At 67.9% G+C, this 17,580-nt stretch carries 16 protein-coding genes; 9 read left to right on the top strand and 7 right to left on the bottom strand.

What is annotated here, in order from left to right; all coding sequences use genetic code 11:
• Positions 1-75: 75 nt before the first annotated feature.
• The 4 genes from A9G05_RS07745 to moaA all read right to left on the bottom strand — a co-directional run bounded on the left by A9G05_RS07745 (position 76) and on the right by moaA (position 3,969).
• A complete protein-coding gene (locus A9G05_RS07745) occupies positions 76-525 on the bottom strand; it encodes a PA2169 family four-helix-bundle protein (protein WP_069560416.1) in 450 nt (149 codons plus the stop codon).
• Between the two features lie 104 nt (positions 526-629).
• Entirely contained in the window at positions 630-1,472 is an 843-nt protein-coding gene (locus tag A9G05_RS07740; RefSeq protein WP_069560415.1) for an ABC transporter substrate-binding protein, read from the bottom strand.
• Positions 1,469-2,827 carry an 8-oxoguanine deaminase gene (locus tag A9G05_RS07735; protein WP_069560414.1) on the bottom strand — a complete coding sequence of 453 codons (1,359 nt, stop codon included), beginning with the start codon at positions 2,825-2,827 and terminating at the stop codon, positions 1,469-1,471. The genes A9G05_RS07740 and A9G05_RS07735 overlap by 4 nt, the downstream gene beginning before the upstream one ends.
• A gap of 146 nt (positions 2,828-2,973) precedes the next feature.
• A complete protein-coding gene (gene moaA, locus A9G05_RS07730) occupies positions 2,974-3,969 on the bottom strand; it encodes a GTP 3',8-cyclase MoaA (RefSeq protein ID WP_069560413.1) in 996 nt (331 codons plus the stop codon).
• Between the two features lie 221 nt (positions 3,970-4,190).
• Between moaA and A9G05_RS07725 the strand changes: the two genes are divergently transcribed.
• The gene (locus tag A9G05_RS07725) at positions 4,191-4,820 is read left to right on the top strand and encodes a TetR/AcrR family transcriptional regulator (RefSeq protein ID WP_069560412.1); all 630 of its coding nucleotides are present in this window, start codon (positions 4,191-4,193) and stop codon (positions 4,818-4,820) included.
• Positions 4,821-4,827: 7 nt separating this feature from the next.
• Here the strand turns inward: A9G05_RS07725 and A9G05_RS07720 are convergent, their stop codons facing one another.
• Entirely contained in the window at positions 4,828-6,264 is a 1,437-nt protein-coding gene (locus tag A9G05_RS07720) for an RtcB family protein (RefSeq protein WP_069560411.1), read from the bottom strand.
• Between the two features lie 133 nt (positions 6,265-6,397).
• The gene (locus A9G05_RS07715; protein WP_069560410.1) at positions 6,398-6,838 is read right to left on the bottom strand and encodes a heme-binding protein; all 441 of its coding nucleotides are present in this window, start codon (positions 6,836-6,838) and stop codon (positions 6,398-6,400) included.
• 337 nt (positions 6,839-7,175) lie between these two features.
• Between A9G05_RS07715 and gcl the strand changes: the two genes are divergently transcribed.
• The 8 genes from gcl to A9G05_RS07675 all read left to right on the top strand — a co-directional run bounded on the left by gcl (position 7,176) and on the right by A9G05_RS07675 (position 16,448).
• Entirely contained in the window at positions 7,176-8,951 is a 1,776-nt protein-coding gene (gene gcl, locus A9G05_RS07710; protein ID WP_069560409.1) for a glyoxylate carboligase, read from the top strand.
• 60 nt (positions 8,952-9,011) lie between these two features.
• Positions 9,012-9,794 carry a hydroxypyruvate isomerase gene (hyi, locus tag A9G05_RS07705; protein WP_069560408.1) on the top strand — a complete coding sequence of 261 codons (783 nt, stop codon included), beginning with the start codon at positions 9,012-9,014 and terminating at the stop codon, positions 9,792-9,794.
• Between the two features lie 16 nt (positions 9,795-9,810).
• Positions 9,811-10,701, top strand: coding sequence for a 2-hydroxy-3-oxopropionate reductase (locus A9G05_RS07700; protein ID WP_069560407.1), 891 nt, complete (start codon positions 9,811-9,813; stop codon positions 10,699-10,701).
• A gap of 222 nt (positions 10,702-10,923) precedes the next feature.
• On the top strand, positions 10,924-12,204 hold the full coding sequence (locus A9G05_RS07695; protein WP_069560406.1) for a glycerate kinase: 1,281 nt from the start codon (positions 10,924-10,926) through the stop codon (positions 12,202-12,204).
• The gene (gene pyk, locus A9G05_RS07690) at positions 12,194-13,609 is read left to right on the top strand and encodes a pyruvate kinase (protein WP_069560405.1); all 1,416 of its coding nucleotides are present in this window, start codon (positions 12,194-12,196) and stop codon (positions 13,607-13,609) included. Before A9G05_RS07695 ends, pyk begins: the two co-directional genes overlap by 11 nt.
• 119 nt (positions 13,610-13,728) lie before the next feature.
• On the top strand, positions 13,729-14,655 hold the full coding sequence (locus A9G05_RS07685; RefSeq protein WP_069560404.1) for an urea transporter: 927 nt from the start codon (positions 13,729-13,731) through the stop codon (positions 14,653-14,655).
• 88 nt (positions 14,656-14,743) lie between these two features.
• The gene (locus A9G05_RS07680; RefSeq protein ID WP_069560421.1) at positions 14,744-15,367 is read left to right on the top strand and encodes a hypothetical protein; all 624 of its coding nucleotides are present in this window, start codon (positions 14,744-14,746) and stop codon (positions 15,365-15,367) included.
• 82 nt (positions 15,368-15,449) lie between these two features.
• Positions 15,450-16,448, top strand: coding sequence for a sulfate ABC transporter substrate-binding protein (locus A9G05_RS07675; protein ID WP_069560403.1), 999 nt, complete (start codon positions 15,450-15,452; stop codon positions 16,446-16,448).
• 37 nt (positions 16,449-16,485) lie between these two features.
• Here the strand turns inward: A9G05_RS07675 and A9G05_RS07670 are convergent, their stop codons facing one another.
• Positions 16,486-17,580 carry a P1 family peptidase gene (locus A9G05_RS07670; protein ID WP_069560402.1) on the bottom strand — a complete coding sequence of 365 codons (1,095 nt, stop codon included), beginning with the start codon at positions 17,578-17,580 and terminating at the stop codon, positions 16,486-16,488.

Here is a 17,580-nt window from a genome sequence, read left to right as displayed (position 1 = left end):
AAAGTGCACTTCTGATCGCGCCATGAAAAAGGGGACGACGCCTGCGCGCCGTCCCCTCGCTTGAAACCGCTTCGATCAGCTGGCGCGAGCCAGGTTGCGCAGCGCCTTGATCTGGTCATGGTTGCGCTGGACGCCCAGCAGCTGCCGCTCGACCAAAGTGCGTGCCTCGGTCGGCAGCTCCTTGCCCAGCGCCTCGCGGTAATGCTTGAGCGCCACATCCTCGCCACGCTCGCACTCGTTGAGGATGGCCTCCTCGCTCTTGCCGGTCACCAGCGCCTTGAGGTCCACCCAGCGGCGATGCAGGGCACCCGCCACGCTGGAGGATGACTCGGGCTCGCCCCCCAGGCTGCGCACCATCTGTTGCAGCTCTGCGGCGGCACGGCCGCACTCCCGCGAGCGCTCGGTCAGGGTGGCCTTGAGCTGCGGGGTCTTTACGTGCTCGGCGCATTCGACGAAGCCTTTCTCACCGTCCTTGCTGATTTCGATCAGTTCGTTCAGCGCATCAATGGCGTGCTCGTTGTTCATCGTGCAGTCCTCTTTCCGGTTGACGGGCGGCCGGTGGTCGCCCGGCCTTCCTGATGGTGGACCGGGCGACCCAAGGGACGGTTCAAGCTTTTCGCCCACCGGCGTTACTGCCCTTGCGCCTCCTTGCGCTTCTGCCGTTCGAGGAAGTCCACCTTCCACTGCTCCATGCCCATGTAGGCCGAATCCAGGTTGGCCTCCACGCGATAGCGAGCCTTCAATGCCGCCACCTCCTGTGCGTGTTCGCCCAGGAAGCGATCGAAGCGCTGCACCAGTTCGGGGTGGCGTACGGACGACAGGTGGAAATGGCTGCGGGTGTGGGGCAGCGAAGGGTCGAACACCAGCGCACCCGGGCGGGCCCGGACGTTGTCCAGGTAATAGGTGGCGACCACCACATTGAAGTAGGCACCATCCGTATCCCGCCGCAGGGTCTGGTTGATCATCTGCCGCAGGTCACGGGCCTCCACCGGCTGGACCTGCCCCGCCTCGATGCGCGACTGGTAGCCCCGGGGCGTCCAGCCCTTCACCAGGGCCAGCCGGCGAATGCCGTCGAGCCCCTGGCCAGCATGTCGCGGGTCCACCAGCACGCCATCCACGTAGGCCACCACCGGCGCACTGTAGGTGGGTGCATACCCGGGCGCCGCCGCACCGGCCCACTCGGGGTTGTCCGGGTAGCGCAGGTCCACATCCCCCGCCGCCGCCCGCTGCGCCAGCTCGTTGACCGGTAATGGCCGGTACTCCAGCTGCAGGCCCTCGCTGCGGGCGAACAGGTCCAGCAGGTCGCGGCCGAAGCCGCGGTACTGCCCGCTCTCATCGAGCTGGTAGTGAGGCTGGAAGGCCAGGTTCTCGACACCCACCACATAGCCCTGGGCCTGCACCGCCAGCGGCAGCACGCCCACCAGCAAGCCCGCACCAGCGAGCCTGCCGGGAATCGACCTGCGGCGCCTCATTCACCGGTCACCAACTGGCGGGCCAGGCGGTTGTGGCGCTCAAGCACCACGGGCAGGTCGACCGTCAGCAACTGGCCATCCCGCACCACCACCCGACCGTTGATCACGCTGGTGGAGACCTGAGTAGGCGTGCAGAAGACCAACGCAGCCAGCGGGTCGTGATGGGCCCCGGCATAAGCCACGTGCCCCAGGTCGAAGGCCACGAAGTCTGCCGCCATGCCCGGTGCCAGGGCACCGATGTCATCGCGGTTGAGCACCTTGGCACCGCCCAGGGTGGCGATTTCCAGCGCCTCGCGGGCGGTCATGGCGTCCGGACCGAAGCCGACCCGCTGCAGCAGCAGCGCCTGGCGCACCTCGCCGATCATGCTGGCGCCGTCGTTGGAGGCCGAGCCGTCCACACCGAGGCCCACCGGCACGCCCGCATCACGCATGCGGCGAATCGGCGCGATGCCCGAGGCCAGGCGCATGTTCGAGCATGGGCAATGGGCGACACCGGTACCGGTGCGGGCGAACAGGTCGATGCCATGCTGGTCCAGTTGCACGCAGTGGGCGTGCCACACGTCATGGCCGACCCAGCCCAGGTCCTCGGCGTACTCGGCGGGGGTCATGCCGAACTTCTCGCGGCTGTAAGCGATGTCGTTGACGTTCTCTGCCAGGTGCGTGTGCAGGGAGACACCGTACTGGCGGGCCAGCACGGCGGCCTCGCGCATCAGGTCGCGGCTCACCGAGAAGGGCGAGCACGGCGCCACCACGACCCGCAGCATCGAACCGTGGGAAGCGTCGTGGTAGTCCTCGATCAGGCGCTGGGACTCCTTGAGGATGTCCGCCTCCTTCTCCACCACCGAATCCGGCGGCAGACCGCCCTGGCTACGACCGACGCTCATGCTGCCGCGGGCGGCGTGGAAACGCATGCCGATCTCGCGGGCGGCGTGGATGCTGTCGTCCAGCTTGCAGCCATTGGGGTAGATGTAGAGGTGGTCGCTGGAGGTGGTGCAGCCGGAGAGGATCAGCTCGGCCATGGCCGTCTGGGTGGACACCCCGATCATCTCCGGCGTCAGCCGCGCCCAGATGGGGTAGAGGTTGGTCAGCCAGTTGAACAGCTCGCCATCCTGGGCAGCGGGCACCACACGGGTGAGGCTCTGGTACATGTGGTGGTGGGTGTTGACCAAGCCGGGGATCACCACCTTGCCGGTCATGTCCAGCACCTCGTCGGCGCTCCGGGGCAGTTCGGCGCTCGGTCCCACCTGGCGGATGACGTTGTCCTCGATGAACAGGCCGCCCTGCCGGATCTCGCGGCGCTCGCCGTCCATGGTGACCAGCAGGTCAGCGTTCTTCACCAGCAATGTCTTGCCCATGCGTACTCTCCTCCGCCCTCGTGGGCGATCTTGTTTTTCAGGGAATGGTCAGTCGGCGAATCGAAAGGCCGGCCGCTACCCAACCCAGCGCCCGACAGGGCACTCAGCGGTTCAGGGGGAATGCGGAAAGCGGTCCGGCGTCTCGATCAGCCGCCGGTGGCGTTCATGAAGCGGACCACCTGCACTTGCTGGTCGGCTTCGAAGTGGTGCCGTTCCGGCTTGAGCCGGAGCGCCTCCACCAGAGCCGAGCGCAGCCTGTCCGAATCGCCGGGGTGGCGACGGATCAATGCCTTCAGGTCGAGCGCGCCGTCACTGCCCAGGCACAGCACCAGCTTGCCCTCGGCGGTGACCCGCACCCGGTTGCAATCGCCGCAGAAGTTGCGGCTGTGGGGTGAGATGAAGCCGACGTGGGTGTCGCTGCCGACCACCTGGTAGTAGCGCGACGGGCCGCCGGTGCGGTGGCTGCTGGGCAGCAGCTCGAAACGTTGAGCCACCCGCTCGCGCACCTCGTCCGAGGTGCACAAGGTGACCTTGCGCTCATGGCTGGAGATGCTGCCCAGGGGCATCTCCTCGATGAAGCTGATGTCCAGGCCGCGCTCGACGGCGAAGGCCACCAGGTCCTCCACCTCGTCATCGTTGCGGCCCTTCTGCACCACGCTGTTGAGCTTGATGCGCCGGAAGCCGGCCACACGCGCCGCATCGATGCCCGCCAGCACCTGGTCGAGCCGATCACGCCGGGTAAAGGCGGCAAAGCGTTCGCGCCGCAGGGAATCGAGGCTCACGTTCAGCCGAGTGACGCCGGCACCGCGCAGGTCGGCGGCCATGTGCGCCAACTGCGAACCGTTGGTGGTGATGGCCAGGTCGTCGAGCTCGCGACGCTGGCCCAGGCGGCCAAGCAACCCGGTGAGGCCCTTGCGCACCAGCGGCTCGCCGCCAGTGACGCGGATGCGCTTCACACCCAGGCCAATGAAGGCATCGGCGACGGTGTACAGCTCTTCGAGGCTGAGGATCTGAGCGCGCGGCGCGAAGACCATGTCTTCGCTCATGCAGTAGGTGCAACGGAAATCGCACCGGTCGGTGACCGAAAGACGCAGGTAGGTGATGGAGCGACCGAAGGGGTCGCGCAAGGTGTGGTCTGACATCTTGAAGCCTGCCGCAGCACGCGCCGGTCGGGACCCGGCGGCATGGACGGATCGGCAGATAAGAGCAGAAAAAACACTTTTTGTATACAGGAATGCGAGGGCGGAACCCGCCAAAAGGCTGCCCGTAGCTTGCTTGAGAGCGCGGGAAAGCCGGTGCTACCATGCCCGCCCGCTCGCCAGCCGACCGTGAGGGCCCTCGGCGAGTGAACCAAGGAGCAGATGTGAGCAGTATTCGCGAGCGCAATAGAGAGCTGATCCTGAGCGCGGCCAGCGAGGAGTTCGCCGACAAGGGATTCGCCGCGACCAAGACCAGTGACATCGCCGCCAAGGCAGGCTTGCCCAAGCCCAACGTCTACTACTACTTCAAGTCCAAGGAAAACCTCTACCGGGAAGTGCTCGAGAGCATCGTCGAGCCCCTGCTGGCAGCCTCCCACCCGTTCAACGAAGGCGGCCACCCGGACCAGGTCCTGCGGGCCTACATCCGCTCCAAGATCCGCATCTCCCGCGACCTGCCCCACGCCTCCAAGGTGTTCGCCAGCGAGATCATGCACGGCGCACCGCACCTGTCCGCCGAACGCACCGCGCAACTCAACGAGCAGGCCCGCCACAACATCGCCTGCATCCAGGGCTGGATCGACCAGGGCCTGATGGCCCCCGTCGATCCCAACCACCTGATGTTCAGCATCTGGGCCGCGACCCAGACCTACGCCGACTTCGACTGGCAGATCTCCGTCGTCACCGGCAAGGCCAGCCTCAGCGACGCTGACTACGACGCCGCTGCCGACACCATCATCCGCCTGGTGCTCAATGGTTGCGACGTAAAGCCGGCGCCCGAGCGGCAGAGCGCCTGACCAACCCTCACGCCTTGAAGGTGAGGATGGGGCTGAAGCGGGCGATCACCGCCACCGTCTCCTCCTCCACCTGAGCACGCACCACCTCGCCGATCTCCTTGTAGGCACCGGGTGCCTCCTCGATCAGCCGCTCCTCGCGCCGGGTGATGCACTGCACCCGGTCCAACCCCAGCCCATCCGGTGCGCGACGCGCCTGCAGGCGGACCTCGCTGCGGGACATCGAACGCCCCGCCCCGTGGCTGGCCGAACGCAGCCACTGCGCATTGCCCAGCCCCCTGAGCAGGTAGGAGTCATGCCCCATGCTGCCGGGAATCAGCAGGTCCTGCCCGGCATAGGCTGGCGTCGCGCCCTTGCGATGGACGTTGCCCACCGACTCCCGCAGCACGATGTTGTGCGGCACATCCACCAGCAGCGGCGCCTCGATGTCCGCGCCGAACACCTCGCGGGTGCGCTGGCGCACCATCTCGGCGATCAGCGCGCGATTGGCATCGGCGTAATGGGCAGCCGAATGCATCGCCGCCAAGTACTCGTCGGCCATGGGCCCGAGCAGGGCGAACACACGCGACTCGGGGTGGCGGATGCCCTTCGGCCACAGCTCGCGGGCCTTGTCCATCCAGCGCCGCCCGACATGGAAACCCACGTCGCGGGAGCCGGTGTGGATCATCAGCACAACCTGCCCCACCGACAGGCCGCGCTCGAAGCAGGCACGGCGGTCCACCAGCTCGGTCACCACCTGCACCTCGACGAAGTGGTTGCCGCCACCCACCGTGCCCAGGCCCGGATCGCGCAAGCGCGGGCGGGCCGGGTCCTGCAGGGCAGCGGGCGCATGGCGGGCTTCGCCGCGCTCGAACGACGACGGGTGCAACTGCGCCAGCTCCGCCATCACCTGGGCGTAGTCGAGGTGTCCGAACAGCCCCTCGCGCTCGCCCCGCTGGCGCAGCGACGCCCAGAAGTCACCCAGCCCGCCGGCGAACAGCGCCGTCATGTCGCCCGGCGCCGTGGGAATGTTGCGGGTGCCGTCCAGCAGGTCGCCGCGGACGCGCTCCACCCAATCGGCCTTACGTGACAGGAAGCGCTCGTAGTCGAGGCCCAGCCGGTGCAGGCGCATGCCGCAGTTGATGTCGGTGCCGATGCTCTGCGGGATCACCATGTCCGGGCTGGTGACGATCACCGCACCAACCGGGATGCTGGTGCCGGCATGGAAGTCCGGCGTTGCACAGGCACAACGCACCTCGCCACCCAGCGGGTGGCGGACGCCTGCGAAATCGAGCAGTTGCTGCACCGCCTTTTCCTCGATGGGCAGGGATTCGGGCAGCAGGATGCGCGCGTCGAGGCCGGCGCGGTTCAGGGAAGCGATCGAAAGGGTATTGCCGTTGACGCGGCTGATGGCCACGCCGCTGCGGGCCAGCTTCTGCTGGATCCGCTTGAAAGGGGTCTTGTTCATGACGCTGCTTTTTCGATGGACGAAAACAGGCACCGCCCGATCAGGGCGATGCAGCATGTCCGTCAGCAGCAGAAGGGACGGCGCGCATCCTAGGCTTGCGACGACGTTGCCGCAAGCCCCGGCGCGCCGGAAGTCAGGCCGGCACGCCGGCGTCGGCCCTCAGCCCGACCGCCTCCACGCCCGAGACGGCGCACTGCTCGTCGATGTCGGAGGTGTCGCCGCTGATGCCCACCGCCCCGATCACCTCCCCCGCCGGGTCGCGGATCAGCACGCCCCCCGGAGCTGGCACCAGGTTGCCGTCGGCCAGGTGGTTGACAGCACCGATGAAAGCTGGGCGCTGCTGGGCGTCCGCAGCGATCAGCCGGGAGCCCTTGCCCAGGGCCACCGCGCCCCAGGCCTTGCCAATGGCAATCTGCGGTCGAAGCATGCTGGCACCGTCCTCACGCTGCAGGGCGATCAGGTGTCCGCCGGCGTCGAGCACGGCAATGGTCAGCGGCGCGGCACGCAGGGCGCGACCGGCCTCCAGCGCGCGGAGGGTGATGCTCATGGCGGTTTCCAGGGACAGGGTGCTCATGGCGAGGCTTCCTCGGTCAGATGATGGTCCGGTCGCTCCGAAGCGCACCCAAGGGGCATCAGGCCCTTCTCGTCAGGCGCTGCTGGAGGCATTCGCCGGAGTAAATCAGGCAATACAAAAAAATCAACACAAAAATACAATGAATTCATTTTTTGTATACAAACAAGATGAGCGGTAGCTGATCACCAGCCTGAACCCCGCATCAAACGGACGTTTTAAAGAAAGCGCTCCCTTCATCCATCTCCCCTGGAAATCTTCTTGACCCGCTCTCGAACGGCTGAATAGAATCCGCCAACAATACTTGTATACAATTTTTACAATAAACGAGGCACAAAACATGGCCAAAATGAGAGCAATCGAGGCTGCCGTTCTGGTGATGCGCCGTGAAGGCGTCGACACTGCGTTCGGCGTACCCGGCGCCGCGATCAACCCGCTGTACGCCGCCCTGAACAAGATCGGCGGCGTTGACCATGTACTGGCCCGCCATGTCGAAGGCGCCTCCCACATGGCCGAGGGTTACACCCGCACCAACCCGGGCAACATCGGCGTGTGCATCGGCACCTCCGGCCCGGCAGGCACCGACATGGTCACCGGCCTGTACTCCGCCTCCGCCGACTCCATCCCGATCCTCTGCATCACCGGCCAGGCACCTCGCGCCCGTCTGCACAAGGAAGACTTCCAGGCCGTCGACATCACCAGCATCGTCAAGCCGGTGACCAAGTGGGCGACCACCGTCCTCGAGCCGGGCCAGGTGCCCTACGCCTTCCAGAAGGCCTTCTTCGAAATGCGCAGCGGTCGCCCCGGCCCGGTGCTGATCGACCTGCCGTTCGACGTGCAGATGGCCGAGATCGAATTCGACATCGAGGCCTACCAGCCGCTGGCCGTGAACAAGCCCAGCGCCAGCCGCATCCAGGCCGAGAAGGCCCTGGCGATGCTCAACGACGCCGAGCGTCCGGTGCTGGTGGCCGGTGGCGGCATCATCAACGCCGACGCCTCCGAGCGCCTGGTGGAGTTCGCCGAGCTGACCGGCGTGCCGGTCATCCCGACCCTGATGGGCTGGGGCACCATCCCCGACGACCACCCACTGATGGCCGGCATGTGCGGCCTGCAGACCTCCCACCGCTACGGCAACGCCACCCTGCTGGAGTCCGACCTGGTGTTCGGCATCGGCAACCGCTGGGCCAACCGCCACACCGGCTCCGTGGACGTCTACACCCAGGGCCGCCGCTTCATCCACGTGGACATCGAACCGACCCAGATCGGCCGCGTGTTCACCCCCGACCTGGGCATCGTCTCCGACGCCGCAGCCGCCCTGGACGTCTTCCTCGAAGTCGCCCGCGAATGGAAGGCCGCCGGCAAGCTGAAGGACCGCAGCGCCTGGGTCGAATCCTGCCGCGAGCGCAAGCGCACCCTGCTGCGCAAGACCCACTTCGACAACGTGCCGGTGAAACCCCAGCGCGTGTACGAGGAGATGAACGAGTTCTTCGGCAAGGACACCTGCTACGTCAGCACCATCGGCCTGTCGCAGATCGCCGGCGCGCAGTTCCTGCACGTCTACAAGCCACGCCACTGGATCAACTGCGGCCAGGCCGGCCCGCTGGGCTGGACCATCCCCGCCGCCCTCGGCGTGGTCAAGGCCGATCCGCAGCGCCAGGTGGTCGCCCTCTCCGGCGACTACGACTTCCAGTTCATGATCGAGGAACTGGCCGCCGGCGCGCAGTTCAACCTGCCCTACATCCACGTGCTGGTGAACAACTCCTACCTGGGCCTGATCCGCCAGGCGCAGCGTGGCTTCGAGATCGACTACTGCGTGCAACTGTCCTTCGAGAACGTCAACGCACCGGAGCTGAACGACTACGGCGTGGACCACGTCGCGGTGGTCGAGGGCCTGGGCTGCAAGGCCATCCGCGTGTTCGACGCCAACGACCTGCAGGCCGCCTTCGCCCAGGCCCGCAAGCTGATGGCGGAGTTCCGCGTACCGGTGGTGGTGGAGGTCATCCTGGAGCGTGTCACCAACATCTCCATGGGCACCGAGATCAATGCCGTCAACGAGTTCGAAGAGCTGGCCCTGAGCGGCGCCGACGCCCCCACCGCCATCTCGCTGCTGGACTGACGAGCCACATCCCCTCTCCCGTTCGTGGCGGGCGAGGGGCGTCTACCAAGGAGAATCTTCATGCCCCGTTTCGCTGCCAACCTGTCCATGCTGTTCACCGAAGTGGACTTCCTGGACCGTTTCGCCGCCGCCGCCGAAGCCGGCTTCAGCGGCGTCGAGTACCTCTTCCCCTATGACTACCCGGCCGAGGAGATCAAGGCCCGCCTGGACGCCAACGGCCTGGAGCAGGTGCTGTTCAACCTGCCCGCCGGCGACTGGGCCAAGGGTGAGCGCGGCATCGCCTGCCACCCCGATCGCGTCGAGGAGTTCCGCGCCGGCGTCGACAAGGCCATCGCCTACGCCAAGGTCCTGGGCAACAAGCAGGTCAACTGCCTGGCCGGCATCCGCCCGCAGGGCCACAGCTGCGAGGTGATCGAGAACACCTTCCTCAACAACCTCGAATACGCCGCCGAGCGCCTCGAAGCCGCCGGCATCACGCTGGTGATGGAGATGATCAACACCCTCGACATCCCCGGCTTCTACCTGCAGACCACCCGCCAGGCGCTGGATGTCCGCGAGAAGGTGGGCAGCCCCAACCTGTTCCTGCAGTACGACATCTACCACATGCAAATCATGGAGGGAGACCTGGCCCGTACCCTCGAACGCAACCTCCCCGCCATCCACCACGTGCAGTTGGCCGACAACCCCGGCCGCCACGAACCGGGCACCGGCGAGATCAACTACCGCTTCCTCTTCCAGCACCTCGACCGCATCGGCTACCAGGGCTGGATCGGCTGCGAGTACAAGCCCGCCACTACTACCGCCGCCGGCCTGGGCTGGCTGAAAACCCACAACGCCATCTAATAACGAGGTATTCCACATGGCCAAGATCGGATTCATCGGCACCGGCATCATGGGCCTGCCCATGGCGCAGAACCTGCAGAAAGCCGGCCACCAACTGTTCCTCTCCAACCACCATGACAAGGCCCCTGCCGCCCTCGTCGAGGCCGGCGCCATCGCCCTGGCCAACCCGCGCGAAGTGGCCCAGGAAGCCGAGTTCATCATCGTCATGGTGCCGGACACCCCGCAGGTCGAAGACGTGCTGTTCCGCAAGGACGGCATCGCCGAAGGCGTGGGCCCGAACAAGGTGGTGATCGACATGAGCTCCATCTCCCCCACCGCCACCAAGGCCTTCGCCGAGAAGATCGAGGCCACCGGCGCCACCTACCTCGACGCCCCCGTCTCCGGCGGTGAAGTCGGCGCCAAGGCCACGACCCTGAGCATCATGGTCGGCGGCTGCCCGAATGCCTTCGAACGCGCCCTGCCGCTGTTCCAGGCCATGGGCAAGAACATCACCCGCGTCGGCGGCAGCGGTGACGGCCAGACCGCCAAGGTGGCCAACCAGATCATCGTCGCGCTGAACATCCAGGCCGTTGCCGAAGCCCTCCTGTTCGCCGCCCGCAACGGTGCCGACCCGGCCAAGGTGCGTGAGGCGCTGATGGGCGGCTTCGCCGGCTCGAAGATCCTCGAAGTGCACGGCGAACGCATGATCAAGGGCACCTTCGACCCGGGCTTCCGCATCAACCTGCACCAGAAGGACCTCAACCTGGCCCTCTCCGGCGCCCGCGAACTGGGCCTCAACCTGCCCAACACCGCCAACGCCCAGCAGGTGTTCAGCACCTGCGCCGCCCTGGGCGGCAGCGGCTGGGACCACTCCGCGCTGATCAAGGGCCTGGAGCACATGGCCAACTTCTCCATCCGCAAGGAGTAAGGCGTTTGCCGCCGGGTGCATGAGCCGGTCCACGGATCGGTTTATCCTCGGCGGACCCCAATCGACTGCCCTGGCCCGAGGTGACACGGCGCCGGAGGCCAGGGTGGTCGATCCCAGCCCCGAGCGGCCCCGTACCCCGGCCGCTGGGGACTGGGATCGGCCCGCCCGACGCCCCAGGCCGACGGTAGCCCCCGAACCACTGCCCTGCCCTGGAGCCCCCTCATGCCGCTCAATCCCGAAGCCCTGCTGCGCGACCTGTTCGCCACCGCCATCGCCGCCGCCCATCCCCGCCAGGTCCTCGCCGACCACCTGCCCACCGACCGCTCCGGCCGCGTCATCGTCATCGGTGCCGGCAAGGCCGCCGCCGCCATGGCCGAGGTGATCGAGCGCGAATGGCAGGGCGAGATCGCTGGCCTGGTGGTCACTCGCTACGGTCACGGTGCGGACTGCCGACGCATCGAAGTGGTCGAAGCCGCCCACCCGGTGCCGGATGCCGCCGGCCTGGAAACCGCCCGGCGCGTACTGGACCTGGTCAGCGGCCTCAGCGAAGCGGACCGGGTGATCTTCCTGCTCTCCGGCGGCGGCTCCTCCCTGCTGGCCCTGCCGGCCGAAGGGCTCACCCTCCAGGACAAGCAGCAGGTCAACAAGGCCCTGCTCCGGTCCGGCGCCTCCATCTCCGAGATGAACTGCGTGCGCAAGCACCTCTCGGCCATCAAGGGCGGCCGCCTGGCCAAGGCCTGCTGGCCGGCCACCGTCTACACCTACGCCATCTCCGACGTGCCCGGTGACGAAGCCACGGTGATCGCCTCCGGCCCCACCGTGGCCGACCCGACCACCTCCGCCGACGCCCTGGCCATCCTCGCCCGCTACCAGATCGAGGTGCCCGCCCACGTCCGCGCCTGGCTGCAGGACCCGCGCTCGGAGACGGTCAAGCCCGGTGACCCGTGCCTGTCCCGCAGCCACTTCCAGCTCATTGCCACGCCCCAGCAATCCCTCGACGCCGCCGCCGACAAGGTCCGCGCCGCCGGCCTGACGCCGCTGATCCTCGGCGACCTGGAGGGCGAATCCCGCGAGGTGGCCAAGGTCCACGCCGGCATCGCCCGGCAGATCGCCCGCCACGGCCAGCCGATCAAGCCGCCGTGCGTGATCCTCTCCGGCGGCGAGACCACCGTCACCGTGCGCGGCAACGGCCGTGGCGGGCGCAACGCCGAGTTCCTCCTCAGCCTGGCCCACGACCTCAAGGGCCACCCGGGCATCTACGCCCTGGCCGGCGACACCGACGGCATCGACGGTTCCGAGGACAATGCCGGCGCCCTGATGACCCCAGAGAGCCACGCCCGCGCCCAGACGCTCGGCCTGTCCTCCCGCGACGCCCTGGACGACAACGACGGCTACGGCTATTTCGCCGCCCTCGACGGGCTGATCGTGACCGGCCCGACCCGAACCAACGTCAACGACTTCCGCGCCATCCTGATCCTTGAGAGCCCTGCACATGACGCCTGACAAGAAAGTGAAGATCCTCGCCACCCTCGGGCCGGCGATCAAAGGCATCGACGACATCCGCGACCTGGTAAAGGCCGGCGTCAACCTGTTCCGCCTTAACTTCAGCCACGGCGAGCACGCCGACCACGCCCAGCGCTACCAGTGGGTGCGCGAGGTGGAGCGCGAGCTGGGCCACCCCATCGGCATCCTCATGGACCTGCAGGGGCCCAAGCTGCGGGTCGGCCGCTTCGCCGAAGGCAAGGTCCAACTGGAGCGCAACCAGGCCTTCCGCCTCGACCTCGATGCCAGCCCCGGCGACAACCAGCGGGTCAACCTGCCCCACCCGGAGATCATCCAGGCCCTGGAGCCGGGCATGAGCCTGCTGCTGGACGACGGCCGCCTGCGCCTGCAGGTGACCGCCAAGCATGCCGATGCAGTGGAAACCCGTGTAATCGCCGGCGGCGAGCTGTCCGACCGCAAGGGCGTGAACGTACCCGAGGCGGTGCTGCAGCTCTCCCCCCTGACCGCCAAGGACCGCCGTGACCTGGACTTCGGCCTGGAGCTGGGCGTGGACTGGGTGGCGCTGTCGTTCGTCCAGCGCCCCGAGGACATCGTCGAAGCCCGCGAGCTGATCCAGGGCCGCGCCGCGCTGATGGCCAAGATCGAGAAGCCCTCCGCCGTGCAGCATCTGGAGGCCATCGCCCGCCTGTGCGACGCCATCATGGTGGCCCGTGGCGACCTGGGGGTCGAAGTGCCGGCCGAGAACGTGCCGCGCATCCAGAAGGACATCATCCGCACCTGCCGCCAGCTCGGCCGGCCGGTGGTGGTGGCGACCCAGATGCTCGAGTCCATGCGCTTCTCCCCGGCGCCGACCCGTGCCGAAGTCACCGACGTCGCCCACGCCGTGGCCGAAGGCGCCGACACCGTGATGCTGTCGGCCGAGACCGCCTCCGGCGACTACCCGCTGGAAACGGTGCAGATGATGAGCAAGATCATCCGCCAGGTGGAGAACGGCCCGGACTTCCAGAGCCAGCTCGACGTGGCCCGCCCCCAGGCCGAAGCCACGGCCTCCGACGCCATCAGCTGCGCCATCCGCCGCATCAGCAGCATCCTGCCGGTGGCCGTGCTGGTGAACTACACCGAGTCCGGCGCCTCCAGCCTGCGCGCCTCCCGCGAGCGGCCCAAGGCGCCGATCCTCAGCCTGACGCCGAACCTGGCCACGGCGCGGCGCCTGACCCTGGCCTGGGGCGTCTACTCGGTGGTCAACGCCCGCCTGCACCGCGTCGAGGAGATCACCGGCACCGCCCTGGAGATCGCCCGTGGCCAGAACATGGCCCGCACGGGAGACACCCTGGTGATCACCGCCGGCGTCCCCCTCGGCACGCCCGGCTCCACCAACCTGCTGCGTATCGAACAACTGTCCTGAGGTGAAGCGGGCCGGCACGTATCGGCCCACCGCCTCCCAGCCCCGGCGCGGCCCGCCCATGCAGCGAGCCGCGCCTGACGTGCCCACGAGCCGTCCCACGCGTTCTTTCGACTGCCACCATGCGAAGCCCACATCCAACCGTTCGGGGCTGGTTCATCGGCCCCCTCAACGGGGTGAGCCAGGTATTCCTGCAACGTCATCCGGGCTGCGGCGCCCTGCTGCTGCTCGCCATCTTCCTCGGAGCGCCCAGCCTGCTGCCCTACGCCGTGCTGGGTACCTGGAGTGCCTGGTTCATCGCCCGCTGCCTGGGCGCAGCCCCTGACGACCTCGACGCCGGCCTCTACGGCTACAACGGCTGCCTGCTGGGCCTGCTGCTCGGGTTGCGCCTGGAGGGAGAGGCGCTGTTGCCGCTGTTCGTCATCGCCGCAGCCGGGCTGTCCAGCCTGGTGATGCGCCCTCTGCTGCGTGCCTCGCGCCGCCATGAGGGCCTGCCGGTGTACACCAGCCCCTTCGTGGCGCTGGGCTGGATCAGCCTTTGGCTGGCCGGCCTGCTGCCGCCGCCCCTGCCGGACGATACACCCTGGCCCCAGATGACCCTGGCGGACGGTGGACTCGCCCTGTTGCGCAGCTTCGGCCAGGTGATTTTCCTCGACAGCCCCGCTGCCGGGGCCTGCGTCCTCGCTGCCCTGGCCCTCGCCAACTGGCGCGTGGCGGCCTGGGCCCTGCTGGGCGCCGGCTCGGCGCTGCTGCTGGGCATGGCCCTGGCGCTGCCGCACACGGCCGTGATGAGCGGGCTGTTCGGCCTCAACGGCGTGCTCATCGCCATCGCCCTCGGCCAGGGTGTGCGCAGCCTGCCCCGGGTGCTGCTGGGGGTGGGGCTGGGCCTGCTGCTGCAACCCGGCTTCGCCGCCCTGGGGCTGCCGGCCATGACCGCACCCTTCATCCTCGCCTGCTGGCTGGTGCTGGCCGGCGGGCGCCTGCTGCGGGACAGCGCCCGGCGCACTGCCGGCAACGCCCATGCGCTGCGTCGCGCCCGCCGCCTTTGAAAGACCATTTCCAGAGAGGCTCAGAACATTGCACGACGGCCGCCGGCCGGGCATCGTGAGCCTCCCTGCCACCGCAACCGGGCCCACCATGAGCCGACTCGACCCGACCCGCTGGAACCAACTCTGGCAGCAGCTGGGTGCCACAGCCCCCGCCGATAGCTTCGAGCACCTGCTGGCGGCCTATTCCGCACCGGACCGCGCCTACCACAGCGATGCCCACATCGCGGCCTGCCTGGCGCACTTCGACACCTGGCAGCACCTGGCCGAGCACCCGCACCTCGTCGAACTGGCGCTCTGGACCCACGACCTGGTCTATGACACCCGACGCCAGGACAACGAAGCCGCCAGCGCCGAGCAGGCAGTGGCCTGGCTGGAGGCCGCCGGACTCGGGCACCACGGCGAGGCCGTTCGCGCGCTCATTCTCGCCACCTGCCACCAGGCACCGCCGCAAGGCGCCGACGCCGGGCTGGTGGTCGACCTCGACCTGTCCATCCTCGCGGCTCCGCCGCCGGTGTACGACGCCTACGAAACCGCCATCCGCCAGGAGTACCACTGGGTGCCGGAGCCGCTGTTCCGGGCCGGGCGCAGCAAGCTCCTGAAGCAGCTCCTGGCGCACCCGGCGCTCTATCACAACGCCCCGCTGGCCGAACGCTGGGAGCAGCCGGCCCGGCAGAACCTACAGCGGGCCCTGCTTAACCTCGAAAAAGAATAAGCAAATTACTTTTCAGTCTTTTAAAGCATATGCAGTCAGCCGCTATAGTCCCGCTCCTCACTCCTCCAAGAAGGAACGCACAGTGAAACGACTGTTCTCCGCCTCGCTCCTCGCCGCAGGTCTCGCCCTGGCCGGTGCCGCCCATGCCGCACCGCCGCTGCTCAACGTCTCCTATGACGTGATGCGCGACTTCTACAAGGACTACAACGCGGCCTTCCAGAAGCACTGGAAAGCGGAAAAGGGCGAGAACGTCACCCTGCAGATGTCCCACGGCGGCTCCAGCAAGCAGGCCCGCGCCGTGATCGATGGCCTGCCGGCCGACGTCATCACCATGAACCAGGCCACCGACATCGACGCCCTCGCCGACAACGGCGGCCTGGTGCCGAAGAACTGGGCCGAGCGCCTGCCGAACAACAGCGCGCCGTTCACCTCCGCCACCGTGTTCATCGTGCGCAAGGGCAACCCCAAGGGCCTGAAGGACTGGCCGGACCTGGTCAAAGACGGCGTCGAGGTGGTGGTGCCCAACCCCAAGACCTCCGGCAACGGCCGCTACACCTACCTCTCCGCCTGGGGCTACGTGCTGAAGAACGGGGGTGATGAAGAGAAGGCCAAGGCCTTCGTCGGCCAGCTGTTCAAGCATGTGCCGGTGCTGGACACCGGTGGCCGTGCCGCCACCACCACCTTCATGCAGAACCAGATCGGCGACGTGCTGGTGACCTTCGAGAACGAAGCCGAGATGATCGCCCGTGAATTCGGCCGCGGTGGCTTCGAGGTGGTCTACCCCAGCGTCTCCGCCGAGGCCGAGCCGCCGGTGGCCGTAGTCGACAAGGTGGTGGACAAGAAAGGCACCCGCGAAACCGCCGAGGCCTACCTGAAGTACCTGTGGAGCGACGAGGGCCAGACCATCGCCGCCAACAACTACCTGCGCCCGCGCAACCCGGAGATCCTCGCCAAGTTCTCCGACCGCTTCCCGAAGGTGGACTTCTTCTCCGTGGAGAAAACCTTCGGCAACTGGCGTGACGTGCAGAAGACCCACTTCCAGGACGGCGGCGTGTTCGACCAGGTCTATACCGCCCAGTGACCCCGACAGGGCCCGGCAAGCACCGGGCCCTGTCATTTCAGCCGCGCCAACCCTGGGCGCGCAGCGCCTCCAGCAACACATCCCCTTCCAGCGCCGGTACCCGGCGCCCATCCGCCGTGACCATCGCCCGCCCGGCCAGCAACGCATTGACGATGGCCTCCTCCACCGCCTCCGCCGCCGCCGAGAACAGCGGGGAGATGTGGTCGTTGTTGACCATTGCCAGCGGTGTGCTGAACGGCAAATCCTTGCGCGCGTAGTCCGCCGGCGGCAGGTTGCGGTTGCCGGTGGCGAAGGCCAGAAAGATGTCACCGCTGGAGTCCTCGGTGCCGCCGCCGGTCCGGGCGATGCCGATGGAGGCGCGCTGGGCCAGGCGCTGGCACTGGTGCGGCAGCAGCGGCGCGTCGGTGGCGATGATCACCACGATCGAGCCCATGCCGGGGGTGTCGCGCTCGGCGAAGGGCGACTCGATCTCGGTCAGCACACGCCCCACCGGGTAGCCGTCCACCCGCAGCTCGCGGCGCACGCCATGGTTGGCCTGCACCAGCGCCCCCACCGCCCAGCCGCCCTGCTCCGCCGACAACTGCCGGGAGGCGGTACCGATCCCGCCCTTGAACTCGTGGCAGATCATCCCGGTGCCACCGCCCACGGCCCCCTCCTCCACGGCGCCGCTGCGGGCTTCAGCCAGGGCCTGGCGCACCTGCTCGGGGCCGACGTGCTGGCCCCAGATGTCGTTGAGCAGACCGTCGTAGGTCTCCATCACCACCGGCATGCACCAGTACACCGCCTGCCCGGCCTGCTCCCGCTCGGCCGCCACCAGGGCATCGCGCACCACGCCGACGCTATGGGTGTTGGTGATGGCCAGCGGCGTGGTCAGCAGGCCCGCCTCGCGGATCCACTCCAGGCCGGTGGCGTCACCGTTGCCATTGAGCACATGGCAGCCGGCGAAGCAGGGTTGCTGGCGGGCCGAACCCTCGCGGGGCTGCACCAGGGTCACCCCGGTGCGCACCGGCTTGCCATCGCGCACCTCCTCCAGTGTGCTGTGGCCGACCCGGACCCCGGGCACATCGGTGATGGCGTTGAGCGGGCCGGGCGTGCCCAGGCCGATGCGGATTCCCAATTGACGCGCGCGCAT

Source organism: Pseudomonas sp. ENNP23, assembly GCF_001728945.1.
Taxonomy (GTDB): domain Bacteria; phylum Pseudomonadota; class Gammaproteobacteria; order Pseudomonadales; family Pseudomonadaceae; genus Metapseudomonas; species Metapseudomonas otitidis.
Note: the sequence above shows the minus strand (reverse complement) of the source record. Positions and strands in the feature narration are given on the sequence as shown.

Coding starts and splice junctions, on each gene's coding strand:
- moaA (WP_069560413.1), bottom strand. CDS start 3,969: ATGTCAGACCACACCTTGCGCGACCCCTTCGGTCGCTCCATCACCTAC.
- hyi (WP_069560408.1), top strand. CDS start 9,012: ATGCCCCGTTTCGCTGCCAACCTGTCCATGCTGTTCACCGAAGTGGAC.
- A9G05_RS07685 (WP_069560404.1), top strand. CDS start 13,729: ATGCGAAGCCCACATCCAACCGTTCGGGGCTGGTTCATCGGCCCCCTC.
- A9G05_RS07720 (WP_069560411.1), bottom strand. CDS start 6,264: ATGAACAAGACCCCTTTCAAGCGGATCCAGCAGAAGCTGGCCCGCAGC.
- gcl (WP_069560409.1), top strand. CDS start 7,176: ATGGCCAAAATGAGAGCAATCGAGGCTGCCGTTCTGGTGATGCGCCGT.
- A9G05_RS07695 (WP_069560406.1), top strand. CDS start 10,924: ATGCCGCTCAATCCCGAAGCCCTGCTGCGCGACCTGTTCGCCACCGCC.
- A9G05_RS07680 (WP_069560421.1), top strand. CDS start 14,744: ATGAGCCGACTCGACCCGACCCGCTGGAACCAACTCTGGCAGCAGCTG.
- A9G05_RS07740 (WP_069560415.1), bottom strand. CDS start 1,472: ATGAGGCGCCGCAGGTCGATTCCCGGCAGGCTCGCTGGTGCGGGCTTG.
- A9G05_RS07735 (WP_069560414.1), bottom strand. CDS start 2,827: ATGGGCAAGACATTGCTGGTGAAGAACGCTGACCTGCTGGTCACCATG.
- A9G05_RS07700 (WP_069560407.1), top strand. CDS start 9,811: ATGGCCAAGATCGGATTCATCGGCACCGGCATCATGGGCCTGCCCATG.
- A9G05_RS07715 (WP_069560410.1), bottom strand. CDS start 6,838: ATGAGCACCCTGTCCCTGGAAACCGCCATGAGCATCACCCTCCGCGCG.
- A9G05_RS07670 (WP_069560402.1), bottom strand. CDS start 17,580: ATGCGCGCGCGTCAATTGGGAATCCGCATCGGCCTGGGCACGCCCGGC.
- A9G05_RS07745 (WP_069560416.1), bottom strand. CDS start 525: ATGAACAACGAGCACGCCATTGATGCGCTGAACGAACTGATCGAAATC.
- pyk (WP_069560405.1), top strand. CDS start 12,194: ATGACGCCTGACAAGAAAGTGAAGATCCTCGCCACCCTCGGGCCGGCG.